The organism is Streptomyces sp. NPDC001351 (assembly GCF_042896045.1).
Classification (GTDB): Bacteria; Actinomycetota; Actinomycetes; order Streptomycetales; family Streptomycetaceae; genus Streptomyces.
Genome location: NZ_JBIAWS010000007.1, coordinates 1 through 13,429 on the forward strand (window position 1 = coordinate 1; position 13,429 = coordinate 13,429).

The window sequence follows — 13,429 nt, forward strand, 5'->3', positions numbered from 1 at the left end:
GGGGGGGGGGGGTTGTTGGGGGTTTGGGGGCGCCCCCTTTAGCGTGGGGGGTGGGGGGGGTGCTTCCGGCCCACAAATATTTTGTTTGCGGGGGGGGGGGGGGGGGGGGGCCCGGGCCCCCCCCCCCCCACCCCCATGTCTCAGCGACCGCCGCGCGGCCCGGGTGGCAGTGCGGCCGGCAGGCGCTGCCACTGCGTCTGCTGCCGGGCGCTGTAGGCCCCGGCGCTGTAGGCGCTGTACGAGCTGCTGAACGACCCCGGCCGATGACCTCCGTGCGGCTCCGAACTGGTCGGAATGTTGCCGAAGGCGACGAACCCCAGGTTCTCCTCGCCGCTGCGGTCACCCGGCAGTGTGCGGAAGGACTTGACGTACTCGGACCAGAGCGCGTCGTAGATGGGCGTGGCCGAGTGGCTGCCCGAAATGTCCTGGGCCGAGCGGGCGGAGGGGATCGGCTGGAAGGACTGGCGGCGGGGGATGTCGTATGCGTGCACGTATGTCCAAACGACCCCGAAGTTCAAGGGATGCGGTTGATATCCGCCTCTTTGGGTGATCTCACGTGCCCGCGAGCGGCATGGCGACGCCGACCAGCTTCCCGTTGGCCGCCGCCTTGTCGAGTGCGTCCCGCAGCAGGTCCTCCCGGGGCTGGCGTCCGATGGACCCCACGGGCGCGGCGAACATGAGCACCTGCTGGTGCTTGTTGGCGGCGGCCCGCCAGCCGTCGGTCACCTGCAGCGGCTGATGCGCCTGCCACCACGCCACCGGCTGCCCGCCGTTCGTGCCGGGCTGCAGCACGGCGTGCAGCTGGCCCATGGCGAGCAGCACCGACCAGCCGTGCAGCACGGGCGGCACCTCGGACAGCTCCATGAGCGGCATGAACCCCTGCTCGATCAGCAGTGGCAGGAAGTCGTCGCCGAGCCCGGTCGTGCCCGGCCGCACGATGGGCCCGGTCGGCTCGACGACCAGCGCCGGGTGCAACTCCCCGGCGATCAGGACCAGTCCGCTGGTCACACCGAGCACGGCCTGCTCGGGGACGACCTGGTCGGGGTCCAGGTCCACGGTGTCCCCGGAGATGGACCGCACGGCTCCCTGCAGCTGCTCCTCGGTGACCTGGACGACCTGCGAGGGCAGGCAGGTGGCGTGGGCGAAGGCGAGGACGGCGGTCTCCTCGCCGACGAACAGGACGGTGCTGGTGCGCTCCTGTTCGGAGTCGCCCGGGGTGCGGCAGGAGGTGCAGTCGTAACTGCCGGGGGCGTTCTCTCCGGCGAGCAGCCGGTCGGCTTCTTCGTCGCCGATCTCGGCTCGTACCTCGTCGCTGACGTCGAGCATGCGCGGCACGGGTGGCTCCCCTCGGGAAGTGTGAACCGGGCGGGTCCCGGGCTCATGAAGGAGACAACGGGCGATCTGTGGCGGGAGTCACGCTTCAGGGCGAACGGAGTCGAACCCTCCACCGCGCAGGGTCACCGAAGGTGTGGAATCGGACACTCATTGTCAATTCCTTGGATATTCAAGGAAGTTGGTTGCGTGAAGTGAGTCACAGATGCTGGGGCCTCATGGTCGACAAATCAGGAAATCCGCGGATTAAGTGGGTGGCCGAAAATTGCCGATACCGGCGGTAACGGCGAACTGGCCTGGAATGACAAGCAGTTGGTTGCTGACGCCTCGACAGGCTCCTTAGATTCCTCCGCCGTGTGCAACGAGCACCGCTCGGGAACGTCCGCCGACCGCACCAGCCAGCACTGCCCAGCACGACGCGATCACCGGCGGACGGGGCGGAGCGCGGCGACCGGCCCATGTGCCGTGAGCGCGCCCCGCCTTGGGGGAGCCCGGGTGTTTCGAGAGGGAATTACATGTCCGAGTGTGCCGATACCACCCGTGACAACGTCCGCAGGAACCGTACGACGGCGCTCCTCGCCGGGGCGGCACTGCTCGCTCCGCTCGGGCTGCTGGCCGCGACCGGCAACGCCGCGGCGGCGGACGGCGGGGTGTGGGACCGCATCGCCCAGTGCGAGAGCGGCGGCAACTGGCACATCAACACCGGCAACGGCTACTACGGCGGGCTGCAGTTCTCCGCCGGAACCTGGCGCGCGTACGGCGGCTCGGCCTACGCGCCGACGGCCGCCGGAGCCTCCAGGGAACAGCAGATCTCCGTGGCCACCAAGGTCCAGCACGCCCAGGGTTGGGGAGCCTGGCCGGTCTGTTCGGCACGGGCCGGAGCGTACGGCAGCGCACCCGCGGCCTCCTCCGGCTCCCGGGCCACCAAGCCCGCACCGGTCACCAAGTCGGAACCGGTCGCCGAGTCGAAGCCGCCGAAGACACCGGCACGTTCGACGGGCCACACGGCGCGCAGTGCCTCCCGCGGCGACTACACGGTCCGCGAGGGCGACACCTTGAGCAAGATCGCCGCACGGCACGGGACCACCTGGCAGCGGCTGTACGCCGCCAACAAGGCCGTCATCGGTTCCGACCCCGACCTGATCGTGCCCGGGCAGCAGCTCGACCTCTGAGCCGCTCCCCCCTCACCGAAGGGCTCCGTCCGGTCGTCCGACCGGGTGGGGCCCTTCGGCCCGTCGGACGCGCCGGAACGGTCGCGGGCCGCCCACTGCTTACCGTGGCCCGATGTTCCGCATGCACCGTACGCAGCTCGCACTCGCGCTGGCCGCCGCCCTGTTCGGCGCCCTCGTCCCCGTCACGGCGCAGGCGGCACCACCGCCACCGCTGCCGGGGACGCTTCCGGTGCGCTTGTCCTACGCCTGCGCCAAGGACCACTGGCCCTGGGGCTGCATCGCGGACTGCGAGAGCGGCGGACAGTGGGACATCAACACAGGGAACGGCTTCTACGGCGGGCTGCAGTTCCGGCAGTCCACCTGGAAGTACTTCGGCGGGCTGAAGTACGCCCCGCGGGCGGATCTCGCCAGCCGCGAGGAGCAGATTGCCGTGGCCGAGAAGGTGCTGGCCGCCCAGGGGTGGGAGACCTGGCCGGCCTGCTCCCAGCGCTACCGCCTCCAGGGGCGTGTGCACGCCGTCCACGCCGGCGAGACGCTGGTGTCGATCGCGGACAGATACGGCGTCGACGGCGGCTGGCTGTCGCTGTACCGGGCCAACAGGGACATGGTCGGCGAGCGCCCGAACCGGCTGAACGTCGGTACGCAGCTGCTCATCCCGCGGGGCTCGGTCCGCGCCCAGGAGCCGTACCAGGACTTCGAGGTGGCCGGCCCGCCCCTGTCCGAGGACGACGCTCCCGTTCGCCCGCCTCTCCGCTGAACACCACGGTGCCGCGGCGCAGTTCGTACACGATGACCCCCGTCCGGTCCTGCAGCCCGGGCGGCAGCCGCTGCTCGGCGATGACGACGCAGGCGTCCAGGGCGCCGAGCAGCTCGTAGGTGCGGGCCGCGACCGCGGGCGACATGCCCTGCGCGGGCTCGTCGACGAGCACCACGCGCGCGCGTGCCAGCAGGGCGCGGGAGAGGGCGAGCATGCGCTGCTCGCCGCCGGAGAGGGTGCCGGCGCGGCGCGTGAGCAGGGGTTCCAGCTGCGGGTAGGCCTCAAGAGCGAAGCCGTGGTCCCGGGCCGCGAGTTCGAGGTTCTCGTGCACGGTGAGGGAACCGAACACGGCCTGCCGCTCGGGAACCAGACACAGCCCCCGCCGGGCCCGCTCGTACGCCGTTGTCCGGCTCACGTCGGCACCGTCCCACACCACCGCGCCACCGGACAGCGGTACGAGGCCGGCCAGGGCGCGCAGGACGGTCGTACGGCCGGAGCCGTTGCGGCCGAGCAGGACGGTGAGGCCGGGGCCGGGAGCGGCGAGGGTGACGCCGTGCAGGGCCTCCAGGGGGCCGTAACGCACACGCGCGTGCCGCAGGGAGATGGTCATGGGCCCGTCTCCCCGGTGCCGAGGGTGTCGAGTACGTGTCCGGGTGGGCCGGAGGCGACGATCCGGCCCGCCGTCATGACGTGCACGACGTCCGCGAGGCCGGCGACCAGGTCGAGGTCGTGCTCCACCACGAGGAGGGCGGTGCCGTCGGCGGCCAGGGCCTTCAGCACTCGTGCCAGGGCGGCGACTTCGGTGCCGTCGAGGCCGGCTGCGGGTTCGTCGAGCAGCAGCACGCGGGGGCTGCCCGCGAGGGCCCTGGCCAGTTCCACGCGGCGCAGTGTGCCGGTGGGGAGGTCCGCGGCGGGCAGGGACCGTACGGGTCCGTCGAGGCCGAGCAGCCGCAATGCCCGGTCCACGGCCGCCGGATCGTTCAGCCGACCCTGCTCGGCGCCCACGCGGACGTTTTCCGCCACCGTCAACGACGGGAAGACGGCGAGCTGTTGGAAGGTGCGGGCGATTCCCAGGCGTGTGCGGGTGTGGGCGGCGAGCCGCGTGATGTCCCTTGCGCCCAGGCGCACTTGTCCCCGCGTGGGGTGCAGGGTGCCTGCCAGGCAGTGGAACAGGGTGCTCTTTCCTGCCCCGTTGGGGCCGACGACCGCGGTGATCCGTCCCGGGGGGACGGTGAGGTCGACTCCGTCGAGGGCTATGAAGCCGCCATAGCGGGCGTGGAGGGTGTGGGCGGTGAGGGTGGGTGCGGGTGCGGGTGGCCCCGGTGGGGGCGGGCCGCCATCGGCGGCTGCGGGTCGCCTTCGCCGGGGGACGGCGCCCCGCCGCTCGAATCGCGCCGTCGCCCTCGCCGACGCAGGCCGCCCCGGTGTCCGCTGCTCCGCAGGCCGCAGCTTCCTCCGTACCCGCATCCCCAGCGGCGTCAGCCTCGCCCCCCGACTTGGCCGCAGGGTTCCCGCCGCACGCCGCAAGGCCTCGTACGGGCCGCCGGGGAAGCGGCCCACCAGCACCGCGAGTACGCCGATCAGGGCCGCCGCCACGCCGCCCCGCGCACCCGCGTCGAGGCCTACCAGGAGGGCGGCCGCGGCCAGGGCGCCCAGGGAGCTGTCGGCGCCCAGGACCACGACGGCGGCGAACCACAGCAGGCTGCGTACCGGGTCGTAGGTGCTCGGGTCGAAGGCCCGCAGGCCCATGCCGAGCATGCCACCGCCGAGCGCGGCCAGGGCGGCGCCCGAGACGAAGGCCAGGAGCTTGAGCGAGGGGACCTGGACGCCGGCTGCCGAGGCGCCCGACTCGTGGTCCCGCATGGCGGCCAGGGCCCGGCCCGTGCGGCCTCGGCGCAGCGCCCGCGTGGCCAGCAACGCCACTGCCAGCAGGCCGAGTTCGAGGACGTAGTAGGCACGGTCGCCGTCGAAGCCCGCCGGGCGGTCCAGCGAGAGGCCCGAGGTGGCGTACGGCTGCGCGAAGACGAAGCGGCTCACGCCGACGCCCACCGCGAAGGTCGCCAGCGCGAGGGCGAGGCCCTGGCGGCCGATCGCCGGCCAGCCCGTCAGCAGGCCCAGGGGAGCCACCAGGACGACAGCCACCGCCAGGGCGGCCAGTTCGGGCAGGCGTGGCAGGACCGGGAAACGGCCCGCCGCGAGGAGGGCCGTGAACAGGGCGCCCAGGCCCGCGTAAGCCGCCTGGCCGAGGGAGATCTGGCCGCCGCGGCCCGTCACGACCACCAGGGACAGCAGGACCACGCCCAGCGCCGGGACCTGGACCGAGGTGTGCAGATCCGAGCCCGCGAAGCCCAGCGGGAGCATGAACAGGACGACCGCCACTATCCATGCGCCCGGCGGCGTCGGCACGCGCGCGGTGGCCGTGCGGGGAAGCGCGTCGCGGGTGCCGATCCGCGGCAGCACCAGGGCCGCGACCAGCAGCGCCACCACGAACAGGTTGGCGCCCACCGCCTGCAGCAGAGGCTCGCCCCAGCCGGCGGGATGCAGCCGCGTCAGCTGGCTCTGCGCGATCCCGATGCCCAGCGCCACGACGACGGCCACCGGCAGGTTCCGCATCCGCGCCGCCACCGCGATCGCCACCACCTCCATGACCAGCAGCGGCAGGCCGTACGGGTCCAGGCGCACGTACGGCGCCAGCAGCGCCCCCGTCAGACCAGCCGTGAACGCACCGAACGCCCAGCCCGCCGCCGCCACCCGGTCCGCGTCGATCCCGCCGAGCACCGCGAGTTGCCGGTCGTCGACCACGGCCCGCAGCTCCCGCCCGAACCGCGTCCAGCCGGGGGTCCGGGGGTGTCCCCCAGAAGGACGCAGTACGGCCCCGACGCCCACGGCCAGCACGAGCACCACGGCCAGCTGGCCCCAGGGGTCCCCCGAGACCAGTTCCGGGGCGTCGTCCCGCGCCCCCTGCCCCCATACCAGCGCGGCCCCGCCGACCAGCAGCACGAAGACCCCGATGGACGCGACGAGCGTCTGCGCCGGGTCGCTGCCCCGCACGGCGAGCGGCCGGAAGACGAAACGCTCCAGGACCACGCCGATCGCCGGAGCCAGGACGACGAGCGTCACCGTCGCCCCGAGCCACAGCGGCCAGCCCCATCCGACCACGCACTGCCGCAGCACATACGCGCACACCATCGCGATCGCGCCGTGCGCGAAGTTGAGCACGCCGGTCGCGCGGTACGTCACGATCAGGCCGATCCCGGTGAGCGCGGCCGCGCCGCCGACGGAGAGTCCGGCGAGCGTGAGGTCGTACGTCAGGGAGGACATCGTCAGGCTTCAGTCGGTCTCGTCGGCGGGTTCGCAGATCGGGCACGGGCCCAACTCGCCGCTCTGCAGCAGTTTCGCGTCGACCGGTACGGCCTCCACCTTCCCGGAGACCAGCGGGCAGTCCGCGCGGTGCCACAGCGTGCCGCCCGGCACCATCAGCAGGTCACCGCTGACCGCGAGGGGCAGGGCGGCCGCCTGCCGGGACTCGTCGGCGTCGGCGGACTCGGCGGCGACGAGGAGGCCGTGGAGCTCCTCCACACGCGCGGCGGCGAGCGCGCCCCGCCCGTGGGTGAGCAGCACCGACCCGGCGATGATCAGCGCAGCGCCGGGGACCGTGCAGGAGGCGAGATAGGGCAGCTGACGTTCGGCGTAACGCTCACCGGAGATGCCGTACCAGCCGATGACGCACAGCACCGCACCCGCGGCGAGCGCGGCCCAGCCGGCCCACAGGACGGGGTGCACGGTCCGCAGTCGGCCTGTCCGCATTTCTGGCTCCCACACGTCGCGTGTTGGTGCATGTGCCTGTCCATGTCAGCCAATGGCTTGCACTATGCCTCCTGGAAGCTGACCCTGAAAGCACCGGGCGCACCTTGCCCGGACCGACACCCGGTGGTGAGCCAGATGGTTCTCGGGAGCGACCTCAGGCGGGGCAACGCGGGCAGGGGGCGCGGCCCAAGGGCGGCAGGACGGGGTACGGCGTTCGCGGCCGCCCTTGTTCTCATCTTCGCCCCGGTCCTCGCGGCCTGCAGCGACAGCAGTGGCGGCGGCAGCGCGAGCACACCCCCCACTCCGTCCGTGGAGAAGACGACGAGCGCGCCGGCCACCGCGCCCGCCGACCCGGCGGCGGCGAAGCAGGAGATCAGCAGGAATTGGCAGACGTTCTTCGACCCCAGGACGTCCCTGGCCCAGAAGCAGAAGGTCCTGGAGAACGGCGAGCGGATGGCGCCGGTCCTGAAGGCCTTCAGCGGTGACAAGCGCGGCGGGCAGGTGCAGGCGAAGGTCCAGAAGGTCGAGTTCACCTCGCCGACCCAGGCGACCGTGACGTACACCCTGACCCTGAACGGCGCGACCGCCCTGCCGAACGCGTCGGGGACCTCGGTCGAGCAGAGCGGCACCTGGAAGGTGTCCGTCAACACGCTGTGCGCGCTGGTCAAGCTGAGCGGCGATGCGTCGGCCTCGCCGGCACCGGGCTGCTGAGCACGCGGCCGCCGCGGCGCTGCTGCTCCTGCTGGGCACGGCCTGCGGCAGTCGCCTGCCGGAGAGCGACTTCGAGCACGGCGGCCGTACGAACGCGCCCGCGCCCACCGGCGGGACGCCCGTCCGCGTCGGCATCATCACCAGCGCCACCAGCCCGGTCGGCGGCAACACCTTCACCGGCCCGCGCGACGGCGCCAAGGCCTTCTTCGACCGGCTCGACGCGCGCGGGGGCATCGACGGGCACCCGGTCGAGGTGCGGGAGTGCGACGACGGCGGCAGCGGCGTCGGCAACAACACCTGTGTGCACCGGCTGCTCGACGAGGACCAGGTCGTCGCCCTGGTCGCCACCACCGCCCTGGACTACGCGGGCGCCTCCCGTGTCTCCCACGCGCGCGTGCCCGACATCGGCGGCCAGCCCATAGGCGCCGGCTACGACACCTGGCCGCACCTCTACGGCATCTACGGCAGCCTCGCCCCGAGGAACGGCACCCCCGGCTGGAACGGCAGGCTCTACGGAGGCACGGAGATCTACCGCTACTTCAAGCGCGAGAAGGGCGCCCGCACGGCCGCCGTCGTGTCCTACAACCAGGCCGCGTCCGCCGCCTACGCCCGCCTCGTCGAGCAGGGCCTGAAGGCCGAGGGCTACAAGGTGGTCACCGAACAGGTCGACTTCGCGCTGCCCAACTTCCGTGCCGCCGCGGCCGACCTGAAGGACCAGGGCGCCGACCTGGTCTTCGACGCCATCGACACCCACGGCAACGCCCAGCTGTGCAAGGCGATGGACGAGGTGGGCGCCAGGGTCATCGCGAAGGTCACCAACGTACAGAACTGGACGTCCACCGTCCCCGACGACTACAAGGACTCCCCCCGCTGCCGCAACGCCCTCTGGGCGACCGGCTCCAGCCGCAACTACGAGGACACCGGCAACGCGGCCGTACGGCAGTTCCGGGACGCCACGCGGGGCCTGAAAACGCACTCCCAGTGGCAGTTGGAGGGCTGGGCTGCCGCCATGTGGTTCACGGACGCGGCGAAGTCCTGCGCACGGGTGGGCATCACGCGCGCGTGCGTGGACGCCTTCATGAACCGCAGTGAGAACTACACCGCCGGCGGGCTGCTGGTGCCCGTCGTCTTCGAGCGGTCGGCGGAGCCGCCGAAGGACCGCAGGGCCTGTCTGTCGGTGGCCCGCTGGCAGGACGGCAGGGGCTGGGTGTCCCAGGGCGACATGAACAGCAACTGCTTCGACGTGCCGCAGCTCTCCTACCAGCCGTAGTCCGGTACCGGCTGTGGTTCGGTACCCGCCGTGGTTCGGTACCCGCCGTGGTTCGGTATCGGCCGTGGTCCGGGTAAAGGGCAACCAAAGTGCGTGTTCGTCGGTCTGACGGAGAAGCACAGGCCGAGAAGGGATCCGTACCGCATGACGACGGTGGCTCCGCAGTCCACACCGCTGCGCGCCGACTGCATCGCCGACTCCGCGGGCGGCCTGACCTTCGACGTCCGCGCGGTCGGGGAGACGGCCACGGCCCTGCTCGTGCTGCGCCGCCGCGAAAGCCACGACGAGGTGTACCTGCCGCTGACCCCCGCCGCGGACGGCCGGCTGCGCGCCGCGCTGCCCAGCATCGTCGCCCTCCCCGAGGGCCGTTGGGACGCCTACGCGCGCGTGGACGCCGGCGAGCCGCGCCGCCTCGCGCCCGGCGTCACCGATCTGCGCTCGCTCGCCGCCCGGACCCCCAGCGGCTCCCGCGGCCACGTCGCCGTCCGCATCCCGTACGCGACCCGGCAGGGCAACCTCACCGTCCGCAGCTGGCTGCGCGCCCCGCACGCCGAGGCGGGCGAACTGTTGGTCAGGCAGGGCGTGTTGACGGTGCCGGGGCGGGTGTACGGCATCGGGCTCGGACCGGACGCCCATGCCGAGCTCCGCGGCCGGCACGCGCCCGTCCCGGTGCGGCGGACCGAAGTCCTCGCCGACCGCACCGAGTTCCGCTTCAAGGTGGTCTACGGCGCCCTGGAGCCGGGCCTGTGGGACCTGTGGCTGCGGCCCGCGGGGGAGGCGGGACCGGCGGTGCGGGTCGCGCGGCTGCTCGACGACGTGGCCGACAAGAAGCCCGTGTTCACCTATCCACGCGTGCGCGTGGACGCGCCGTACGGCCCGGTGGAGGCCGGGCCCTACTACACGCGGGACAACGACCTGTCCGTGTCCGTCACCGCGGTGAGCCCACCCCTTTAGGACAGCAGCTCTTCAGGACAGCGGCTGTCCGCAACGGCTGGCAGACTCGGACCCATGTTGGAGACCTCGGCACGACTGCTGCGTCTGCTCTCGCTCCTCCAGGCCCACCGCGAGTGGTCCGGCGCCGACCTCGCCGACCGTCTCGGCGTCACCCCGCGCACTGTGCGCCGGGACGTGGACCGGCTGCGCGAGCTGGGCTATCCCGTCAACGCCAGCCCCGGCACCGGCGGTGGCTACCAGCTGGGCGCGGGCGCCGAGCTGCCGCCCCTGCTCCTGGACGACGACGAGGCGGTCGCCGTCGCCGTCGGGCTGCGCACGGCCGCCGGGCAGGGCATCGAGGGCATCGGCGAGACCTCCGTACGGGCCCTCGCCAAGCTGGAGCAGGTGCTGCCGAACCGGCTGCGCCGCCGGGTGAGCGCCCTGAACGCGTTCACCGTGCCGATGCTGCGCGGCCCGCAGCCCTCCGCCGTCGACCCGGCCGTCCTGACCGAACTGGCCAACCTGTGCCGGGACTCCGAGCGCCTGCGCTTCGAGTACAGCGACCACGGAGGTGCTTCGAGCCGCCGGACCGTCGAACCCCACCGCCTGGTGTGCTCCGAACGCCGCTGGTACCTGGTCGCCTGGGACCTCGACCGCGCGGACTGGCGGACGTTCCGCGTCGACCGCATCGCGCCGAAGCCGCCGCACGGCCCGCGCTTCGCGCCGCGCACCCCGCCTGCCGAGGACCTCGCCGCGTACGTCTCGAAGGGCGTCTCCACGCGCGCGTACGCCTCACATGCGGTCGTCCGGCTGCTGGTGCCCCTGGAGGAGGCGGCGGAGCGCATCTCGCCCTCGGCGGGGCAGCTGGAGGCGGACGGTCCCGGCGCCTGCGTTCTGCGCACCGGGGCCGCGAGCCTCGACGTCATGGTGATCCATGTGATGATGACGGGCTTCGACTTCGAGGTTCTGGAGCCCGCCGAACTCACCGAGGCGATCAGGACGGCCCGGGATCGGCTGTCTCGCGCTCTTCTCCCAGAGGCTCCTCGGGCGTCGCCGCGAATTCCGGACGATGCAGGTCGAACGCCGGGGACTCGGAGCGGATCTTCGGCAGGACCGTGAAGTTGTGCCGGGGCGGCGGGCACGAGGTCGCCCACTCCAGTGAGCGGCCGTAGCCCCAGGGGTCGTCCGTCTCGACCTTCTCGCCGTACTTCGCGGTCTTCCAGACGTTGTAGAGGAACGGCAGCGTCGACATGCCGAGCAGGAACGCGCCGATCGTCGAGATGGTGTTGAGGGCCGTGAAGCCGTCCGCCGCGAGATAGTCGGCGTACCGCCGCGGCATGCCCTCCGCGCCCAGCCAGTGCTGCACCAGGAACGTGGTGTGGAAGCCGACGAAGAGCGTCCAGAACTGAATCTTGCCCAGCCGCTCGTCGAGCATCTTGCCGGTGAACTTGGGCCACCAGAAGGAGAAGCCGCCGAAAATCGCGAAGACGACCGTGCCGAACACGACGTAGTGGAAGTGCGCCACGACGAAATAGGTGTCCGAGACATGGAAGTCCAGCGGCGGCGAGGCCAGGATCACCCCGGTCAGACCGCCGAACAGGAAGGTCACCAGGAAGCCGCACGCCCACAGCATCGGCGTCTCGAAGGACAGCGAGCCCTTGATCATCGTGCCGATCCAGTTGAAGAACTTCACGCCCGTGGGCACGGCGATGAGGAACGTCATGAACGAGAAGAACGGCAGCAACACCGCGCCGGTGACGAACATGTGGTGCGCCCACACCACCACCGACAGCCCGGTGATCGCCATCGTCGCGCCGACCAGCGTGAGATAGCCGAAGAGCGGCTTGCGGCTGAAGACCGGGAGGATCTCCGTGACGATGCCGAAGAACGGCAGCGCGATGATGTACACCTCGGGATGGCCGAAGAACCAGAACAGGTGTTGCCACAGCAGTGCCCCGCCGTTGCCCGCGTCGAAGACCCGCGCGCCGAACCGCCGGTCCGCCTCCAGACACAGCAGCGCGGCCGCGAGCACCGGGAACGCCATCAGGATCAGGATCGACGTGAACAGCGTGTTCCAGGTGAAGATCGGCATCCGGAACATCGTCATGCCGGGGCAGCGCATCCCGATGATGGTGGTGATGAAGTTGACCGCGCCGAGGATCGTGCCGAAGCCGGCGAGCGCGAGCCCCATGATCCACAGGTCGGGCCCGACACCGGGGGAGCGCACCGCGCTGTTGAGCGGCGCGTAGGCGAACCAGCCGAAGGCGGCGGGACCGCCGGGCACGAGCAGCGAGCCGAGCACGATCAGGCCGCCGAACAGGAAGAACCAGTACGACAGCATGTTCAGCCGCGGGAAGGCGACATCGGGGGAGCCGATCTGCAGGGGCATCAGCTCGTTGGCGAAGCCCGCGAACATCGGCGTCGCGAAGAGCAGCAGCATGATCGTGCCGTGCATGGTGAACAGCTGGTTGAACTGGTTGTTGTCCATGATCTGCAGCCCCGGCCGGGCCAGTTCGGCGCGCATCAGCAGCGCCATCACCCCGCCGGTGAGGAAGAACAGGAACGAGGTGATCAGGTAGAGATGCCCGATCTTCTTGTGGTCGGTGGTCGTCAGCCAGTCGACGATCACCCGGCCCTGACTGGTCGGCACGGGTCGCGCCGCCGCCTGCACGGTCTGGGTCCCCATCGCTCGCTCGCCCCTTCGCTCGTCGCGCCCCGGGTCCGCTGAAGCCCGCGCCACCCCCGCCCGCGAGCTCACGTCATGATGCGCGCGCCGTCGCACACTCCGACAGGGGGCGTGCGGGGGTTCTGTGCTGGAACCGTGCATTTTCTACGCGGTGTCAGCTCTCACCAACCCGCCAGGAATCGGACCGGAAAGAAGTCCGGGATCAGTTCTCACGGCACTTTCCGACGGGCTATTCGGAGAGCGGCCGCGACACGCGGGAATTACGTTCGATTGCCTGCGGAAGGCCTACGGAACCGGCGCGGAACCGCCCGTACGTGTGACACCGGCAGCGCAGTAGTTGATGTCACATGAGCCGAAACGCGTGTCGTGATCCTGTGACAGAAGTGTGACCGGAGGGGGATGTGGGCCTCGTGGGACCGCCCCGCCTTCCCCGGCCGCGGGACAGGGCCTAGCGTGGCGGCATGGCACCGATTCCCACTCCGCAGGCGGAGCCCCAGGACAGTCCGGACGCGTATGTCGGCCTCGATTCGGCGGGCGCCGAGCGGCGCGCTCGGGAGCGCGGCTGGTCCACGGTGCGCTCGCTGCCGCCGGGGGCGATCATCACGATGGAGTACCGCACGGGCCGGCTGAACTTCGAGGTGGAGGACGGCCGGGTGGTGCGGGCCTGGAAGGGCTGACGGATGACGAAGGCCCCGGTTCCCGAACGGGAACCGGGGCCTTCGCTGTGCGGGGGTGGTTGTGCGTACCGGCCCCGCTGTGGG

General features: G+C 71.7%; 12 protein-coding genes and 1 pseudogene. 7 read left to right on the forward strand and 6 right to left on the reverse strand.

All coding sequences use genetic code 11. The features are described 5' to 3' along the window. Window positions 1–140 precede the first annotated feature (140 nt). Together ACFY1U_RS25365 and ACFY1U_RS25370 are read right to left on the reverse strand one after the other, a co-directional pair. The gene (locus tag ACFY1U_RS25365) at window positions 141–491 is read right to left on the reverse strand and encodes a hypothetical protein (protein ID WP_365845373.1); all 351 of its coding nucleotides are present in this window, start codon (window positions 489–491) and stop codon (window positions 141–143) included. 61 nt (window positions 492–552) lie between these two features. Then, the gene (locus ACFY1U_RS25370; protein ID WP_344404128.1) at window positions 553–1,335 is read right to left on the reverse strand and encodes a hypothetical protein; all 783 of its coding nucleotides are present in this window, start codon (window positions 1,333–1,335) and stop codon (window positions 553–555) included. A gap of 512 nt (window positions 1,336–1,847) precedes the next feature. Here ACFY1U_RS25370 and ACFY1U_RS25375 point away from each other — a divergent pair. Further along, window positions 1,848–2,504 carry a transglycosylase family protein gene (locus tag ACFY1U_RS25375; RefSeq protein ID WP_390696432.1) on the forward strand — a complete coding sequence of 219 codons (657 nt, stop codon included), beginning with the start codon at window positions 1,848–1,850 and terminating at the stop codon, window positions 2,502–2,504. 112 nt (window positions 2,505–2,616) lie between these two features. Continuing rightward, a complete protein-coding gene (locus ACFY1U_RS25380) occupies window positions 2,617–3,261 on the forward strand; it encodes a transglycosylase family protein (protein WP_390696433.1) in 645 nt (214 codons plus the stop codon). Here ACFY1U_RS25380 and ACFY1U_RS25385 read toward each other — a convergent pair. The 3 genes from ACFY1U_RS25385 to ACFY1U_RS25395 are packed head-to-tail and all read right to left on the reverse strand — an operon-like array spanning window position 3,155 to window position 7,068. After that, window positions 3,155–3,871, reverse strand: a complete 717-nt coding sequence (locus ACFY1U_RS25385) for an ATP-binding cassette domain-containing protein (protein WP_390696434.1) — start codon at window positions 3,869–3,871, stop codon at window positions 3,155–3,157. The two genes, ACFY1U_RS25380 and ACFY1U_RS25385, sit on opposite strands and share 107 nt — an antisense overlap. Continuing rightward, window positions 3,868–6,582, reverse strand: coding sequence for an ATP-binding cassette domain-containing protein (locus ACFY1U_RS25390; RefSeq protein ID WP_390696435.1), 2,715 nt, complete (start codon window positions 6,580–6,582; stop codon window positions 3,868–3,870). The genes ACFY1U_RS25385 and ACFY1U_RS25390 overlap by 4 nt, the downstream gene beginning before the upstream one ends. Before the next feature lie 9 nt (window positions 6,583–6,591). Next, the gene (locus ACFY1U_RS25395; RefSeq protein WP_390696436.1) at window positions 6,592–7,068 is read right to left on the reverse strand and encodes a hypothetical protein; all 477 of its coding nucleotides are present in this window, start codon (window positions 7,066–7,068) and stop codon (window positions 6,592–6,594) included. Between the two features lie 135 nt (window positions 7,069–7,203). Here ACFY1U_RS25395 and ACFY1U_RS25400 point away from each other — a divergent pair, with 135 nt between their 5' ends. The 4 genes from ACFY1U_RS25400 to ACFY1U_RS25415 all read left to right on the forward strand — a co-directional run bounded on the left by ACFY1U_RS25400 (window position 7,204) and on the right by ACFY1U_RS25415 (window position 11,101). Beyond that, the gene (locus ACFY1U_RS25400) at window positions 7,204–7,779 is read left to right on the forward strand and encodes a hypothetical protein (RefSeq protein WP_390696437.1); all 576 of its coding nucleotides are present in this window, start codon (window positions 7,204–7,206) and stop codon (window positions 7,777–7,779) included. Then, a complete protein-coding gene (locus ACFY1U_RS25405; protein WP_390696438.1) occupies window positions 7,748–9,049 on the forward strand; it encodes an ABC transporter substrate-binding protein in 1,302 nt (433 codons plus the stop codon). Before ACFY1U_RS25400 ends, ACFY1U_RS25405 begins: the two co-directional genes overlap by 32 nt. A gap of 144 nt (window positions 9,050–9,193) precedes the next feature. Continuing rightward, window positions 9,194–10,003 carry a hypothetical protein gene (locus tag ACFY1U_RS25410; RefSeq protein ID WP_390696439.1) on the forward strand — a complete coding sequence of 270 codons (810 nt, stop codon included), beginning with the start codon at window positions 9,194–9,196 and terminating at the stop codon, window positions 10,001–10,003. Window positions 10,004–10,057: 54 nt separating this feature from the next. Continuing rightward, on the forward strand, window positions 10,058–11,101 hold the full coding sequence (locus ACFY1U_RS25415; RefSeq protein ID WP_390696440.1) for a helix-turn-helix transcriptional regulator: 1,044 nt from the start codon (window positions 10,058–10,060) through the stop codon (window positions 11,099–11,101). Here the strand turns inward: ACFY1U_RS25415 and ctaD are convergent. Continuing rightward, window positions 10,986–12,668, reverse strand: a pseudogene (gene ctaD, locus ACFY1U_RS25420) (cytochrome c oxidase subunit I); the annotation flags it as partial. The gene ACFY1U_RS25415 and the pseudogene ctaD sit on opposite strands and share 116 nt — an antisense overlap. Window positions 12,669–13,129: 461 nt before the next feature. On the opposite strand from ctaD, the gene ACFY1U_RS25425 reads away from it, so the two are divergent. Beyond that, complete coding sequence (locus tag ACFY1U_RS25425) at window positions 13,130–13,345, forward strand: I78 family peptidase inhibitor (RefSeq protein WP_390696441.1); 216 nt, start codon at window positions 13,130–13,132, stop codon at window positions 13,343–13,345. Window positions 13,346–13,429: the final 84 nt, after the last annotated feature.